This window comes from Syntrophorhabdales bacterium, from assembly GCA_035541455.1.
Classification (GTDB): domain Bacteria; phylum Desulfobacterota; class Syntrophorhabdia; order Syntrophorhabdales; family WCHB1-27; genus JADGQN01.
This window is the reverse complement of record DATKNH010000078.1, coordinates 1-15,042: the sequence shown is the minus strand read 5'-3', so window position 1 is coordinate 15,042 and position 15,042 is coordinate 1. Positions and strand designations below refer to the sequence as shown.

At 55.5% G+C, this 15,042-nt stretch carries 14 protein-coding genes; 5 read left to right on the top strand and 9 right to left on the bottom strand.

What is annotated here, in order from left to right:
• Positions 1 to 19 precede the first annotated feature (19 nt).
• On the bottom strand, positions 20 to 1,393 hold the full coding sequence (locus VMT71_07980) for a peptide MFS transporter (protein ID HVN23895.1): 1,374 nt from the start codon (positions 1,391 to 1,393) through the stop codon (positions 20 to 22).
• 321 nt (positions 1,394 to 1,714) lie between these two features.
• On the opposite strand from VMT71_07980, the gene VMT71_07975 reads away from it, so the two are divergent.
• Positions 1,715 to 2,704 (top strand): hypothetical protein, encoded by a 990-nt coding sequence (locus tag VMT71_07975; GenBank protein HVN23894.1) that lies wholly within the window; start codon positions 1,715 to 1,717, stop codon positions 2,702 to 2,704.
• A 105-nt stretch (positions 2,705 to 2,809) separates the two neighbouring features.
• Here the strand turns inward: VMT71_07975 and VMT71_07970 are convergent, their stop codons facing one another.
• From VMT71_07970 to VMT71_07955, 4 genes are all read right to left on the bottom strand, one after another.
• Positions 2,810 to 3,262 carry a hypothetical protein gene (locus VMT71_07970; protein ID HVN23893.1) on the bottom strand — a complete coding sequence of 151 codons (453 nt, stop codon included), beginning with the start codon at positions 3,260 to 3,262 and terminating at the stop codon, positions 2,810 to 2,812.
• A gap of 11 nt (positions 3,263 to 3,273) precedes the next feature.
• On the bottom strand, positions 3,274 to 4,203 hold the full coding sequence (locus VMT71_07965) for a zinc dependent phospholipase C family protein (protein ID HVN23892.1): 930 nt from the start codon (positions 4,201 to 4,203) through the stop codon (positions 3,274 to 3,276).
• A 270-nt stretch (positions 4,204 to 4,473) separates the two neighbouring features.
• Positions 4,474 to 6,492 (bottom strand): ATP-dependent helicase, encoded by a 2,019-nt coding sequence (locus VMT71_07960; GenBank protein HVN23891.1) that lies wholly within the window; start codon positions 6,490 to 6,492, stop codon positions 4,474 to 4,476.
• Between the two features lie 64 nt (positions 6,493 to 6,556).
• Positions 6,557 to 7,198: a lactate utilization protein gene (locus tag VMT71_07955; GenBank protein HVN23890.1), complete on the bottom strand. Its 642-nt coding sequence runs from the start codon at positions 7,196 to 7,198 to the stop codon at positions 6,557 to 6,559.
• Positions 7,199 to 7,599: 401 nt separating this feature from the next.
• On the opposite strand from VMT71_07955, the gene VMT71_07950 reads away from it, so the two are divergent.
• Complete coding sequence (locus VMT71_07950; GenBank protein ID HVN23889.1) at positions 7,600 to 8,655, top strand: DUF933 domain-containing protein; 1,056 nt, start codon at positions 7,600 to 7,602, stop codon at positions 8,653 to 8,655.
• A gap of 65 nt (positions 8,656 to 8,720) precedes the next feature.
• Here VMT71_07950 and VMT71_07945 read toward each other — a convergent pair whose 3' ends face one another.
• Entirely contained in the window at positions 8,721 to 9,242 is a 522-nt protein-coding gene (locus tag VMT71_07945) for a universal stress protein (GenBank protein HVN23888.1), read from the bottom strand.
• 177 nt (positions 9,243 to 9,419) lie between these two features.
• Here VMT71_07945 and VMT71_07940 point away from each other — a divergent pair, with 177 nt between their 5' ends.
• Together VMT71_07940 and VMT71_07935 are read left to right on the top strand one after the other, a co-directional pair.
• Positions 9,420 to 10,229 (top strand): hypothetical protein, encoded by an 810-nt coding sequence (locus VMT71_07940; GenBank protein HVN23887.1) that lies wholly within the window; start codon positions 9,420 to 9,422, stop codon positions 10,227 to 10,229.
• A gap of 139 nt (positions 10,230 to 10,368) precedes the next feature.
• Positions 10,369 to 11,916, top strand: a complete 1,548-nt coding sequence (locus tag VMT71_07935; protein HVN23886.1) for an acetolactate synthase large subunit — start codon at positions 10,369 to 10,371, stop codon at positions 11,914 to 11,916.
• Between the two features lie 294 nt (positions 11,917 to 12,210).
• On the opposite strand, the gene VMT71_07930 is transcribed toward VMT71_07935, so the two are convergent.
• From VMT71_07930 to scmC, 3 genes are read right to left on the bottom strand one after another with little or no spacing between them, the layout of a single operon-like run.
• Positions 12,211 to 12,603, bottom strand: a complete 393-nt coding sequence (locus VMT71_07930; protein HVN23885.1) for a hypothetical protein — start codon at positions 12,601 to 12,603, stop codon at positions 12,211 to 12,213.
• Complete coding sequence (locus VMT71_07925) at positions 12,600 to 13,217, bottom strand: hypothetical protein (protein ID HVN23884.1); 618 nt, start codon at positions 13,215 to 13,217, stop codon at positions 12,600 to 12,602. Before VMT71_07925 ends, VMT71_07930 begins: the two co-directional genes overlap by 4 nt.
• Complete coding sequence (scmC, locus tag VMT71_07920; GenBank protein HVN23883.1) at positions 13,214 to 14,158, bottom strand: SynChlorMet cassette protein ScmC; 945 nt, start codon at positions 14,156 to 14,158, stop codon at positions 13,214 to 13,216. The genes VMT71_07925 and scmC overlap by 4 nt, the downstream gene beginning before the upstream one ends.
• A 131-nt stretch (positions 14,159 to 14,289) precedes the next feature.
• Here scmC and VMT71_07915 point away from each other — a divergent pair.
• A partial coding sequence (locus VMT71_07915) for an HDOD domain-containing protein (protein ID HVN23882.1) occupies positions 14,290 to 15,042 on the top strand: 753 nt, incomplete at its 3' end.

Here is a 15,042-nt window from a genome sequence, read left to right as displayed (position 1 = left end):
CCCCCTTCTTATCCCGGTGTCAGACATCGACTCCCTTTGTTACGCCGTGGCCTATGGCCTTCTTGAGTGGTCTCAGCACTGCAAGCATGCCCAAACCAGCTGCCAGCGCGAGAACAGAGAGCATCAGGAAAAAACTCTCCTTCGACATTCTTTCCCAAAACGTACCAAGATAGCCTGCCAGATAATTGCCCCCAAAACTGGAGAGAAACCAGATCCCCATCAGCATGGAAACCATGCGCGCCGGCGCAAGCTTCGTCACCAATGAAAGGCCCACGGGGGACAGAAAAAGTTCGCCGACCGTGAAGATAGCCGTACATGTGGTCAGCCACCATATACTCACCTTTTTCTGCTCTGTTCCGAGGTGCGCGGCAATGACCATGACGAGAAAGGAAACGCCCAGCAACATGCATCCTGCTGCCATTTTGGATACGCTCGAAGGTTCTTTGCCCCGCCTGGATTGCCACAACCAGACACTGGTGATGGCAGGCGTGAAGAGAATGATCATGGCCGGGTTGAACGCCTGAAACCAGGATGCGGGCATCTCCCATCCCAGAATATAGCGGTCTGTATTGACGTCTACCCACAGTGCCAGCGTATTACCTTGCTGCTCATAGACTCCCCAGAAAACGATCGCAAATACCATCAGCACGAGCAGGCCGGCTATTTTGCTTCGCTCATCACTATTCAGGCGCTCTTTCCCGGAAGCGCCTCCTGCCTTTCGCTCCGTGAGATAGTCCGGTGCGAGGTGCTTCTGACCTGCGAGGTAGATCGCAAGTCCGATGAGCATACCCACACCGGCAGCAGCAAACCCGTAATGCCATCCGTACAGCTCGCCGAGAGTTCCGCACACGAGAGGTGACAACAACGCCCCGAGATTGATGCCAAGATAGAAAATGCTGAAGGCCCGGTCGCGCCTGTGATCCCCGGGGCGATAGAGAGCGCCGACCTGGGTGGAAATATTCGGCTTGAAAGCGCCATTGCCGAGAATCAGAAAAATCAGGGCTGGGAAAAACAAGCGGTCAAGAGCCATAAGGAAGTGACCGATGGCCATGAGGACTGCCCCGAGCACGACTGTCCTGCGCTGCCCCAGAACCCTGTCTGCAAGCAGTCCTCCGAAAAAAGGCGTGAAATAAACAAAGCCCGTATAAAGCCCGTATATGTGAGAAGCTTGCTCCTGGCTGAAAAGAAGGTGCTTCATCATATAGTAGACAAGGAGCGCTTTCATCCCGTAATAGGAGAAACGCTCCCACATTTCTGTGAAAAAAAGAAAGTAGAGTCCCTTGGGATGTGAGCCTGTCAGACTTGAGGAAAAGAAGCCCGGAGGAATGCTCCTGCTATCTGCGTCCAGGAAACCTCCTCGCCCCAAAGCCAGGGCCGAGCGGGATACATTCACAGGTTGCGCGCGCGCCGCAAACCGGCTTAGCGCTTCCCGATATTGCAAGGATACGAGATGCTTTCACCATCGGTCGGGACTCACGACGCGCGCTGAGTCAGGCGCCTCCGTACGGTCATACTTACCGACCCACATGATAAGAGGAAAAACCCTTCGAGTCAAATTCCCGGCGTAGGGTCAGAAGAAGTTGAAAAGAGCATTTCGAGGGAGTAGAATTGTATACGATCAGCGGACACAAATCCTTTCGTTTAGCGCGGGCCTCAATCACAGCCCCCGGGTACGGCACAACGAGGGCTTATCGACATAGTGAAAGGAGACGCTATGATGAGATTTGAGCAGACGTTTAACAGCTTCCTTCTGCAGCACCAAGAAAAACATAACCGCACGTACCACTTTTTAATCCTCCTGGACGCACTTATCAGTGCAGCAAAGCACATCCAGTACTACTATCTCACAGGGGCCTTGAAAGGCAATCTCGGTCTGGCTGGTTCAGTCAACGTACAGGGCGAAGACCAGATGGCCATGGACCAGATAGCCCACGAGATCACCATCCACTATCTCAGGGCATCCGAAAGGGTCATCCATGCGGTCAGCGAAGAATCCGAAGAGATAGTTCAGATCAATCCCAAGGGGGGGCGCTACTTTGTCTATTTCGATCCCCTGGACGGCTCATCGAATGTCGCTCACGGCCTTCCTGTCGGCTTTCTTTTCGGCATCGCCAAACGTAACCTCAACGGTGACGAGGATAGCCACTTGAGGGCCGGGAAAGATTACATCGCTGCCGGAATGTTCGTGATTCCCACGGGCACCTTCACGATCGGTCTGAAAGACGCCGGCACGTGGCGCTTTCACATGGACGAGACGATGAATTTCGTCAGGCCAACCCGAATGATGCTCCCTGAAGATCCCAAGACGTGGGAACTGTCGTTCAACGCAGCCAACCTGGCCACCTACGCAAAACCTGTGCAGCAATGGATCAACGAGAACGAGCCCAAGTATGCCTTCAGGTACCTTGGAGCTCTGGCAGGCGATTTTCACAGGATACTTGCAAACGGCGGCATGTTCATGTACCCGGCCATCGTCAACCACCCGAACCCGAAAAAGAACCGTCCTGAAGGCAAACTCCGCCTCATGTATGAAGCGGCCGTCGTCGCCTTCATGTGTCAGGAAGCCGGCGGAATGGCCGTGAATGAAAAAGCGATCCCTATCCTGGACATTGTTCCGGAGAAACACCATCAACGAACGGCTCTCTACGTGGGTTCAAAAGGATTGGTTGAAGATATTACCCGGGCTTTGAGAACTAAAGTCTAAGTACGGCCCGGCACAAAGAAGGTAAGGGATACAGGCATCGGCCTCGGCTCTCATCACTGTGCACACGAGGCAGGGAGAGCCTTGGCGCGAGGTATCTCTACCGATTCATTGACAGTACTGCTTCCAGTTATCCTCGAATACGCAAGGGGCCGGCTTGTCTCCTTCCCACGACCTGATTTCAACACGATTCAGGTGGCAGCTCAGGTCTTCCATAATCTTTCTGTCTTCCCGCATGTCGCAGAGCATGACTGAATAGCCCCCTTCCAGAGGCCGCGCAGACACCTTGTAGCTACCTCGTATCGAGTTCACCCTATCCTGATCCGGATACGTCTTCTCGAGAACCGTGAAGAATTGGCCTGCATCAAACGTCTCCGGCACAGACTGACCCTGTGACTGGAAGTATGCAATGACCTTCATCGAAAAATCAGAAAGCGACACAGCAGTGGCAGAGTACTCCCGTGTCTGCTCCTCGCTGGACTTCAAGGAACCGCCGTGGTTACAGCCTGCGATCAAGGCGACAAGCAGGAACGCGGCCATCTGCAGGACAAAGCGTCGCATGATATTCTCCTTCAAGACCAATAATCGGGTCTATCTTCATTGACCCCGGTATCCAGGTTCCAGTTCTTGATGTATGCGGAAGATCCGTCGGGGTTACGGTTTTGGATGTCGGCGAAGAGACGGCCCCACACGTCGACGACCGCGGCAACTGCCTTATCGAATGCATCTGTTCTGAATGAACCTGATCTGCCGGCCGGAAGCTTCACCTGGTCTACAAAACGGGTCCTCTCTTCCGGCGTGATCTCGCCCGTTTTCTTGTAGCTCAGATTAGTCTCCTCCTCGAAATGGCGAAACGCAGGTACCGGATCAGCAGCAGAGCTGATCCTGGAGAGGAAGTTCCTGTGCCAGGCGTCAGGATCTATCTTGTCGAAATGTTGGACGGCTGCCGGGTGAGTCGCTTTGAGCGTATCGCTCCAGAAGCGGCCGAGGTCGCCGTTGATCGTGCTTCCCGTGCCAGAACACATACGGAACAGACCGACATACTGACCATAGTTAAGCTCGATGCCTTTAATCTCGTGAAATATGTACGTATCCTGTGTAAGCTCACAGTGACGATGTTCTGTCTTGTTGAAGATATAGGGCCCCACGATCGCGTTCACCACAGGATGAATCACCGAATCCGTAACTACGTGCGTCGCAAAGCCGGAGAGCCACGCAAGGCACGTAGCGAACGCGCTTCCGCCGAGGCTGACCAGGTTTTGAATGCCGCGGCGAATAAATTCGCCTGTGTTCTCGTAGTGCATCCTGTCCGCCCAGCTGTGGATCTTGATATAATTGCCGAGAAGCTCTGTGAGATATGGATAGTCAGGGCCCACAGCACCGAGGCAAACAAAGTGATTGAGGCCGAGAATAGTTGAAAAATAGGGGTGCTTACGAGTCAAGCCGTTATATTTGTCTAGAGCCTCCTCAACTACCATCCAGTGGGTGAATGTTCCCGCCATGGTCTCACCTCCCTTTACTCTTCCCGGGGCTCGCGTCGCCCCCTCCACCGGCAAAGCCGTCAGAGCTTCCCCTCCACCCTCCAGCCGCTCTGCGGCTGCGGGTACCCGGTCGCCGTGCTCGCTGGGTAGATTTCAGCGGGCGACGCGAGCAGCCGAGGACCACGCACTTGTGCGTGGGTGAAGGCGTCTTCTTTCCGCGGCACGCGTAGCGCTCACAGTATCACGGGCTTGCCCGTGGAAATCTATATCTAGTGCAAAAAAATGTCAACGTCACTTGAGGGAGCCGAGGAGTTTCGACAAGAGTTCTCCCCTGTCGTAAGCCTGCGTTACCTGAACATCCGCTTCCTGAGCGGCAGCGCTCGGAAAAGCAGGCTTCTGATCGAGCACAGCGCGCACATTGGCCGCATCGATGAAACGGGAGAGCCTGTTGAATGTGTGTATGCCGTTATTGCGCCCCTCGTGATGGGCGAGAATGTAAAGCCTTTCCCGTGCCCTCGTCACAGCCACATACAGCAATCGGTGTTCCTCTTCCAGTCCTTCCTCATCGTGAGTGGTATAGCTTGAAGGCAGCACACCGTCTATCGCACCGATGAGAAAGACATTGCGCCACTCGAGCCCCTTTGCCGAATGGATCGTCGAAAGAATGAGCGGCCGCTCCCACACCGTGTCGTGAAAATCCCTGACGCCTCGTTCGGGAGGCTCAATCGCGAGGTCGACCAGAAGATCGCGCATCGACGCGTAGCGTTCGGCGATCTGCGCCACGGCCTCCAGGTCGTTTTTGCGGAGGTGCCAGTCGAGATCAAATTTTTCTCTCATCACCGGTTCGTAGTAGTCGAGCACAGCCTGACAAGTCTGACCGGGACTCGTCGCCCGCTGAGCCGATACAAAAAACTCTCGCAGGAGCCCGAGCCTTTCTGCGTAAGCTCCGCCTCCCTTTGCATGCCTTTCAATCACGTCACTGACCATGGCTCCAAGCGTTCGGCAGGCGCCGATCTCTGCCAGGAGCTTCTCTGCCGTTTTGGGGCCTACACCGGGAACAAGCAGGAGCACGCGCATCCAGGCCAGCTCGTCCCTGGGATTGACAAAAAGTTTCAGGTGGGCGATCACGTCCTTTACGTGAGCAGTTTCGTAAAACTTGAGCCCACCATACACGGCAAACGGTATATTCCTCCTGCTCAATTCTGTCTGAAGAGGAATGGTAATATAGGCGGACCGGAAGAGAATACACTGATGCGATAATTCCATTCCCTGGTCATAGAAGGCTTTGATCTTCTCGGCAACCCACGCCGCTTCCTCGTACGCGTCTTTGAAGTAGACAAGGTAAGGTTTTTCCCCATCCTCTTTCTTCACCGCCCGGAGAGTCTTCTCATATTTGTGCTGCATGTTCTGCAGGATGGCATTGCCTACGTCCAGTATCGCCTGGGTGCTCCTATAGTTCTCCTCCAGAGTGATGATCCTGCAGGTCGGAAACTTTTCGGGAAATTTCATGATGTTCTCGTGGTTGGCGCCCCTGAAGGAGTAGATACTCTGGGTATCGTCTCCAACCACCAGGATGCGTTCGTGGCGCTCAGCCAGGCGATAGGCAATATCCGCCTGAAGAACGTTCGTATCCTGGAACTCATCCACCATGATGTACTGATACACATCCGACAGCTGATGGCGGATCTTTGCGTCCTCCAGAAGGAGCTTCAAATAGAGAAGCAGATCGTCATAGTCGAGGCATTGTGAGGCAATTTTGTACTCCACGTACTTCTGGCGGAGAGCTTTGATCTCGTCTGCATACTGAAGAAAGGGTGAATAGTACCTGGCGAGTATATCTTCCAGGCGCATCTCCTTGTTGAGCGCCATGCTGATGATCTTTCTGAGCATCTCCTTTCTGGGCCGTCTCTTTTCTCTCGCGTAAAACCCAAGCTGCATTGCACAGCGGTGTATGGCCTCCTCAGCATCTGCCTCATCGTAGATGGTAAAGGTATTGGGTAGGCCGAAGTAATGGCTGTACGTGCGCAGCACTTTGTTGGCAAAAGAATGGAACGTGCCTCCCTCCACCCCCTGGCACCGCGGGTCACTCTTGGCAGCCCGCGATATCATCTCCTGGGCAGCGCGCCTCGTAAAGGTCAAAAGCAGGATAGAAGCCGGGCTGACACCCGACTCCACCAGGTGACGGACACGGAATTCGATCACTCTCGTCTTGCCGCTTCCGGCCCCAGCGATAACCAGAACAGGGCCTGTGGCGCTGGTCGCCGCCTCATACTGTCTCTCGTTAAGCTGCTCTCTAATACTTTGACCCACGTTCCTCACATCCATGACATAGTATAGAACATTCGTACTACTTTGTTAAGCGGCGGCACACCCCTCAAAGCCCCAACGGTTCGCCCACGAGAAGCACAGTCATGTCGGTTCGCGAGGGTTTCTTGGCCATCGCAACATATACATTGCATATTCTCTGGGGAGACGCGCAATCAGCGCACACACCGGTCTCCGCGCAGGGAGTCTTCAGGGCGAGCCGCTTCGCGTTCATGGGCGCAGCCCACTCCTGAGCCCTCTTGTGGGCCTCTTCCATGTCCTTGACTATCTTATTCACCCCGCATACTAGAATCACCTTTTTCGGGCCAAAGGTCATTGACGCCACGCGATTCCCGGTGCCGTCGATGTTGTAGAGCTTGCCGTCCTCGGTTACCGCATTGCTGCTGCAGAGGAATACGTCGGCCAGAAGGATCTGCCGCCGTGCCTCTATGAATTCCTCAGGCGTAAGCTGCTGGGGCGAGGGATTCATAAGCGTGATTGGATGCCTGGCCGCTTCTTCAAAAAAGCCGATCTGGATGAGCGTCATTGACCCGCCCACGCCGACCGTTGCACCGTCAGGGATCATTTTAAAAATTGCAGACAGGGCGTCAGGAGCCTTTGCGACAAACTGCGCATCGAAATTATTCTTCCGCAATGCCTTCATAGTTCTCTCTACTCGCAGTTGTTCATACCATTCCTGATATTCATTCATGCTGCCCTCCTTTGTTTCCGATGGACGACCGCTTCGCGGAGACGATCATCGCTTCGCGATTCGGACGAGGGACGATGAGACTTCGGCTCGGACAATGCGTGAGCCTATAGCCAGAGAACATACCCTTCTCTTCGAACGTCCTGGCTCCACGTGTGGAACGATCGTCCTAGCGAGCGCAGCGAGCGGCCGTCCATCGTCTCTGGATTTTACCCATACCAATACCATAAAATTTATACAGTGGGAAGACTCAGCGACTTGCGCTGCGCAGCTGATTCATGTATTCTATTGGCACGCAGCCGAGACAGATCCCGCACCAATCCTAGACCAATTTGAGGCTCTCAGGAGACTGGTTCAACCGGAAGATATGCTCGCTGGACAAACCGGCTCAAGGAGCCATAGAGATGTACATTTCATTAGTCGGCACTGCCGGCTCAGGCAAGACAACACTTTTCAAGGCTCTCGCCAGTGGCGGTAACGGTAGCACCACGGGTAACGGTTCGCCGCTGACGATCATCGAGGTGCCCGACGAGCGGCTCGACGCTCTGACAAAGATCTTCAACCCAAAAAAAACGGTCTACTCCCGGATAGAGGTCGCGGATACGGTCGCCATTCGTGAGGGAGAGATCAAGAACGAAACGCTCGATGCGAAGTCGCTTCAGCAGATGCGCCGTAGTGACGCCATCCTTCTCGTGGTGCGTCACTTTGAGAACGGGCATCCCGCCGACCCTGTCGCTGATTTCCAGACGGTCCACAACGAGTTCATCCTCTCCGACATGACCCAGATCGAATTGCGGCTGGAGCGCATCCGGAAGCAGGCCGGGAACAAGACTCAGCCAGCGCTGGAGCAGGAAAAAGCCCTCCTTGAAAAGTGCCTGGCGCACCTTGAAACCGGAGAACCTTTGTCTACCCTACAGCTGGCCGAAGAGGAGGAGAAGAAATTAAGAGGCTTTCAATTTCTCTCCCGGAAACCGATGATGATCGCCATCAATTGCGCCGAAGGTACGCCGGAGGACAGCACGGTAGCGGGCCTCCTCAGGGAGCGTGTTCCCGCGCACGTCGCAGTCATTAGCGCCTGCGCGCAGCTCGAAGCAGAGCTCGCTTCCATGAGCCCGGGCGAACGGGTACAGTTCATGGCCGAGTACGGTATAAAAGAGGCGGTCCGCGGCAGGATCATTCGTCTCGCCCGCGATACGATGGGACTCATCTCCTTTCTCACTGTGGGAGATGACGAGTGCCGCGCGTGGCCCATCAGGAAGGGCATGACCGCTCAAGACGCGGCCGGGACTATTCACACCGATTTCTACCAGAAGTTTATCCGCGCCGAAACAGTAGCCTACAATGACTTCATCAGCCTTGGCGGCTTTGCGGGCTGCAAGAAAGCCGGCGTGTGGCGGCTCGAAGGAAAGGCCTATACTGTCAAAGACGGCGACATACTCTGTATCCGCACAGGTAATTAAGCAGCCACGGTCACGCAGTCCCCTGGCATCTCCCCTCTTCTAAGCGAAGCGGTCTTCCCTCTGCCTTAAGCCCCCACCCATTCCCCACCGCTCTTTTCAGAAGGTAGCGGAATAATAAAAACAGGCTTTCGGCTTCTCTCCAGCACCGACCGTGCCACGCTGCCCAGAAAGGCCTGACGCAATATCCCCTTGCCGTGTGTCCCCATCACGATGACGTCACAACCCTGGGTGTCTGCCGTGTTCAATATTTCTTCCACGGGATAACCGGCCTTAACGACAACGTCAGCGACGAGGCTCGCACACGGCGGGCCGATCTGTGATTCCACCCTCTTGCAGAATTCCTCCAGGCGGCTTTTGATTTCGATCACGTTCTCTTTTTTTTCTGCTTCTTTTGACCGCTGCAGGAGCGCCTCAGCGTCCGTAAAACCCGCTTCCATATACACCGAGGGAGGAATTGCTCCGATACAATGAAGTATAATGATCTTTGCATCGTGTTTCCGCGCCATATCCGCGGCAAAATAGAATGCATACGAAGAGTTTTTGGTAAGATCGGTTGCATAAAGAATCTTTCTAATCTGCGGTATCATCATCCCCTCCTGAATATTACCGGCGCCTGCAGCCCGGCCGTCTACAATCCTTCTCCCGGAAGCATTCCAACTATACACTGAGCACAAAGCACTCCTCTGTCAAGTTGCGGGAACTTTTCTCAGGGTCGGATTGTCGGATAATGTGGTGAGTCAAAAAAGCTATAGAGAGGTGCTATCATGGTATGGAAGGCATTGGTAACGTTTTTCTTTCTGGTGGCAGTGGTAGCTGCGACGGCGTGTGCGCACACAGGGAGGCGTACCATCGTGGACGTGCGCATCCTCTCGGACAACGGAGCAGAGTTCGCGAAGTACATGACCTATCCACAGCTGCGTCAAGATGCCTCCTATTTCTATGTGGAGGCCATAAAAGGCCAGAGGTACGCTGTCCAGGTTACCAACAGATCGAATAGCCGGATCGGTATCGTCATCGCAGTGGACGGAAGAAATATCATAGACGGCGCTAGATCTGATCTTAAGAAGAGAGAACAAATGTACATCCTCGCTCCTCATGAAACAAACACCTTCGAGGGGTGGCGAACCGGCATAGACAGGACAAACAGGTTCTATTTCACCGAGCAGCCCGATTCTTATGCGGAGAAGGTCTTCTCCGACGCATCCGCAATGGGCACTATTGCCCTCGCAGTGTACAGGGAGAAACTTCCGGAGCCCGTTCGCATGCGGGAAAAGCCCTCACAGAAGGACCAGGCTGCCGCCGGCACAGCAGCTCCTGCCCCCATCGAAAGCCGCCCCTCCCGCACGTTCGAAAAAAAGAATGAAGAAGCAGGCACCGGGTTCGGAGAGACGGCCTATTCTCCCGTGCGCTGCGTGAAGTTCGATCCCGAGCCCACGGCGTCGGAAAAGATCGTAATGAAATACGAGTGGCATTCGGAGCTCTGCCGGAAGGGAATTATCCCCTGCGAGCCAGAGAACAGATTCTGGCCTGATGCTCACCGGTTTGCGCCAATACCAGACGATTTCAAGGGATGACACAGCAGCAGTTCCTACCCGGGACACGAAGCCGCTCAAGCCAATCGCGCCATGGGTTCCGCCACGCTCTCTGTTGCGCACGCTTCCCAAACTCACTATACTACTGTCACGTTAACGAACCGCAATTGGAGAACACTACATGAATGGCGCTGAACTTTTTGTCAGGACTGCACTCGCATCGGGCATTGAAGCCTGTTTTGTCAATCCCGGGACCACGGAAATGCTGTTGGTCCGCGCATTGGATGCTCTCCCTGGGATTAGAACTGTACTCGGGCTCTTTGAGGGAGTTTGTGCCGGTGCGGCGGACGGTTACGGCCGCCTGAAGGGAAAGCCCGCGATGACGTTGTTTCATCAGGGGCCGGGCCTTGCAAACGGTATTGCTGCCCTGCACAACGCTCAGCAGGCGCGCACGCCCATCCTCAACGTAATCGGAGACCACGCCACATGGCATCGCGCTGAGAATCCGGGTTTTCATCTCGATATAGAGTCTGTGGCTCGCCCTGTATCAGGATTGTGCCGTACAGTCCGATCGGTGGAGACACTCTCCCGGGACACCGCAGAAAGCGTGCGCGCTGCCCTGCGAGGCGAAATAGCAACGCTTATCATACCGCAGGACTATCAATCAACAGAGTCGAAAACAGATACAGTTGATGTCGCGAACTCTCGCCCGGAACCAGTCGAACAGCTACGGATAGACCGGGCCGGGGCGCTGCTGCGGACGCAGTCTCCGTCGGCTCTTATTCTCGGAGGAAAGAGTCTCGGCAAGCGGGGTCTCGCTGCAGTGGCCCGCATCAAGGCCGCAACGGGATGTGATCTGTTCACCGGGATTTTTGCCGCGTGCTGGGAACGGGGTGCGGGACTGCCGGTAGTGCAGCGCACGGCACATCTCCCCGGCCAGCAGGACATGGGTATGTACCATGGCGTGGTGCTTGCGGGTACGGACGAGCCCGTCACCTTCTCCGGCTGGCAGGGGTTTGATAGCAGAATTTTGAAGAAAGAACAGGAAAAAGTGTCGCTTGTTGAGCCCGGGCAGGACGTGGTTGAGGCGCTGGAGAGGTTGGCCGACGCTGTTGGTGCGCCGGGCGCTGCCAATCTGCCTTCTGGCATCCTGGCTTCGTTCGAGCCGCCTGGGATTCCTGCAGGAGAACTGACCGCCGATAAAGCGTGTCAGACAATCGCCGCTCTCCAGCCCGAAGGTGCCATAGTCGTGGATGAAGGGATCACATCAACGCGCGGGTATTATGTGATGGCGCCGCGAGTGGCACCGCACTCTGTTCTCATGCCTGGAGGCACAACGATCGGATGGGGAATGCCCTGTGCCACAGGGGCAGCGGTGGCATCGCCTGATCGGCCCGTCATTTCGCTCGAGGCTGATGGCAGCGCGATGTTCACCGTACAATCCCTTTGGACCCAGGCTCGCGAAGGGCTGAATGTAACAACGCTGATCTTTAATAACAGCAGCTACAATGCGCTGCGCAGTCAGATTCTGCGCGACGGCGTGACATCACCCGGACCTGTCACCAGGAGCGTTATCGACCTGGAACGTCCGTCGATCGACTGGATAAAGGTCTCACAGGCCCTGGGCGTTCCGGCAGTTTCCGTCGATACCACTGAAGGACTGGCTCGCCACATGCGCAGTGCGCTTGGAGAACCCGGTCCCCACCTGATTGCGATGCGCTTGCGTTAGACCGGCGAGGATCGATCCGGACGACCGGAAATCACCCTACATTCCGGACGGTTGCCACTCTCGGGCGGCTTCCAGTACTCCGGTAAAAGCCATCGTTGCCCTCTGCTGCACACCCTGAAAATTTAGTCCGCCGATCGGGTGCGGTACTACTACATGCGCCAGTTCTTTCATGCCCTGTTCCTTTACCAGAGCCTTGAACTGGTCTTCAAAGGGCGCGGTGACAATGGTGACCGTGGGGATGCCTCTCTTTTCAAGATTGAGCTGGTCAACTACCAGCCGCGATATACAGTGGCCTCACCCCGAGTCAGCCTGGGCCGCGATAACAAGGGCTGGTTTCTGGGACGCCACAACACCGGCTATGGTTTCGCTCTCCCGCAGGCCCGACGATATCACAGCCGTACTGGCATCGGCATCCCACATCTTGACGATCTTGACCTGTTTTATTTCGCTCTTGAGAAGCTCGGCCAGACTATTGAGAAAGGTGTCGCCGTTGCATTGGCCGTTCCACCGAAGCACCACAGTCTTGCCCGCAAGGGACGCGGGGTGTGGATTCAGGCGGACAGGCCCCACCTTAATTATGGTCTCTCTCTGGGCTTCCGGTTTCGGTGCAGGTGTTTTGTGGCACGCAGCAAGGCCTCCGGCGCCCAACAACATGAGTAACAGAATCACATATCTTGGTTTTTTCATGGATACACCTCACTTTTCTCCAGGTTTGGCAATAACGTTTCGTCCACGCAAAGCTTGAAAGGGCGTCTGATTTCCCAATCCTTTTTTCCGGCCCGTCTCCTTCCGATGAGCCTGCGTCCCACAACCAGCTGCAGTTCCGTGTTTCCACCTCGGCTGAATGCGAGGACTCTCGGTTTCACCATCCGATGCAGTCTTCTTCGCAGAAACTTCGAGCGGCACAAGCCCCGGTAAAAGGGATGAAGCACAACAGACACCACCCTGTTGCCGGCATGCATGAAACGAAAGGAATACGCCTCGATCCGCCCCGCGAAACCGCCCCTGATGTTCCGCTTCCTGTCCCTTCGCTGTATATACGTCACCTGCCCGAGAATGTTATCCGGGGCCAGAACCCACGGATCGTTGCACTTGGAATTATCCCCTCTGGTCCTGATGCCCTCGTCATCACAGGAGACCACCCGGTGCACTACTTTTGTCTCCCCTCCTGGTGGAACAAAGACAATGACATCACCCCTTCTGATCGTGCACTCCCCATACGGAACTACATGCAGGCCGTCGCCATCGACAAACAGCGGGTTCATGCTTGGGCCGACGTAGTTGATGTATTTCTGTTTCATCGCTCGAGGGCCTTATCTATCTCTTCCCAGAAACGGCCGTGAAGAGTAACGCTGAGCTTGAACGCGGGAACAACCTTGGCAAGGGCACACGCGTTCTGAAACAACCTCTCTTTCAAATATCGTTCCTCCTCGGGGATGAGATTTCTCCAGGCTGTCTGGCATACCTGCTCGGCCGACTCGGTGATAAGAACAGAAGCTTTTCCCTGCCCGATGCTTGTGGCCTGATCCGATTCCCCCTGTTCCAGAAAGAATAGTGCGGAGAGAGGAAAATGCTGGTGCACATCCCAGGTGTTTTCGGAAACCTTCCAAAGATAATTGCTCCACGTCGGGAACGGGTGAACCTGGTGCTGACCGGTGGCATCCAACACCATGAGCGTCAAATCGTCACAGAGAGCTCTCCACGGAGCCGGTATCCTGGCGCAGCACGTCGATTTTCCGGTGCCGCCCGGAGCCGCTAACAGCACTGCTCTCCCCTTTTTCTCGACCAGTCCCGCATGCAGCGGAAGACCTCCCAATTCCAGAGTCCGGTTGTAGATGGGCGCAAGCGCGAGCCACATCCTTACGATATCCAGATCATGATCCTGCTCATCTCCCATCTCACAGACCACGTCGGGTACCTCATCATGGGCCCAGAAGTGAAGAGAGGTGAGGTCATGCGCGATCCAACCCTTCTCCGGCAGACTCTTTGCGACGGCCGGGGCGAGCCTCGATACCGGGTCTCGCCACCAGTCTCTGTCCAGACTCTTGCGCGTGAAGACCAGCTTTGGATGGCCATCGGACGCGGCGCAGGGAAGCCGCATGATCGAAGCCAGTTTATCCACCCAGGGCTCTGCGCCCTGTGCGGCAACAATTTCCCACCCCTGGCCGTCAGCGAGCTGCAGACGATAATGTTCCCGCACGTCTATGCGGTTGTAGGCGCCATCCGGGTGTGTAGTCTGCATAGAGCTTCCTTCTTCTGAAGAATGTAGTGGAAGGGCTGCAACTTTCTTGCCAAATTTGGGAGAATCCCACACCGGTCACAGCCTTGTCTTTTTTACCGTACGTCCGATAACTATTTTCAGGGAGTAGAACTATGGCAAAAGCAGATTTTGACGGCACTGCCTTCATCGAAGCACTCGACGAGAAGCATGCCCTGCCCTCGCCCTCGCCCGTGGTCATGGCGCTTATTGAGCTGGCTGCAAACGACGAGAGCTCAATAGGACAGCTGGCCGATCTGATCATGAAGGATCCTGCGCTTACCGCGCGCATTCTGAAGCTCGCTAACAGCGCCTTCTTCCGGTCCCGCTATCCGGCGGCAACCGTACTGAAAGCTGTAACAAGAATAGGCGTGCACCAGACGCGCCTCTTCGCTCTTTCAGTCTCCCTCAAGGATGCTTTTCCGTTGAGGCGAGGAAGCCCTCTCGATTACAGCCGGTTCTGGCGTCTCTGCCTGTATCAGGGGCTTCTCGCAAGGGCTCTCGCCGGCGCACTGAAGACAGGCGATCCTGAGGAGGCCTTCACGGCAGGGCTCACCCTCGAGGTAGGACTCCTGGCCCTGGTCAGGGCGTGCGCTGACGACGCTACGGTGTTTCTCGATTACCCGCTGCCATCGCTGCTCGCGAAGGAAGAGGAACTTTATGGCGTGCACCACCGACAGATCGGCGAGGCCCTTCTCAGATCGTGGCGTTTCCCTGAACGGATTGTTGCCTGCCAGAAATCCTTCACCTTCAGAGAAAACCTGGCAAATCTCTCCGACCTGGCGCGGATTTGCGCAATCGCCGGAGAACTGTCCGCCTTCATCTGCGAGAGGCAAACAGATGTGGAGCAGCTCTTCTTCACTATCGAG

What these genes read in the sequence shown, in the direction of transcription:
- VMT71_07940 (HVN23887.1), top strand. Translation starts at nt 9,420, where the DNA reads ATGGTATGGAAGGCATTGGTAACGTTTTTCTTTCTGGTGGCAGTGGTA.
- VMT71_07965 (HVN23892.1), bottom strand. Translation starts at nt 4,203, where the DNA reads ATGGCGGGAACATTCACCCACTGGATGGTAGTTGAGGAGGCTCTAGAC.
- VMT71_07955 (HVN23890.1), bottom strand. Translation starts at nt 7,198, where the DNA reads ATGAATGAATATCAGGAATGGTATGAACAACTGCGAGTAGAGAGAACT.
- VMT71_07935 (HVN23886.1), top strand. Translation starts at nt 10,369, where the DNA reads ATGAATGGCGCTGAACTTTTTGTCAGGACTGCACTCGCATCGGGCATT.
- VMT71_07930 (HVN23885.1), bottom strand. Translation starts at nt 12,603, where the DNA reads ATGAAAAAACCAAGATATGTGATTCTGTTACTCATGTTGTTGGGCGCC.
- VMT71_07950 (HVN23889.1), top strand. Translation starts at nt 7,600, where the DNA reads ATGTACATTTCATTAGTCGGCACTGCCGGCTCAGGCAAGACAACACTT.
- scmC (HVN23883.1), bottom strand. Translation starts at nt 14,158, where the DNA reads ATGCAGACTACACACCCGGATGGCGCCTACAACCGCATAGACGTGCGG.
- VMT71_07945 (HVN23888.1), bottom strand. Translation starts at nt 9,242, where the DNA reads ATGATACCGCAGATTAGAAAGATTCTTTATGCAACCGATCTTACCAAA.
- VMT71_07925 (HVN23884.1), bottom strand. Translation starts at nt 13,217, where the DNA reads ATGAAACAGAAATACATCAACTACGTCGGCCCAAGCATGAACCCGCTG.
- VMT71_07975 (HVN23894.1), top strand. Translation starts at nt 1,715, where the DNA reads ATGATGAGATTTGAGCAGACGTTTAACAGCTTCCTTCTGCAGCACCAA.
- VMT71_07970 (HVN23893.1), bottom strand. Translation starts at nt 3,262, where the DNA reads ATGCGACGCTTTGTCCTGCAGATGGCCGCGTTCCTGCTTGTCGCCTTG.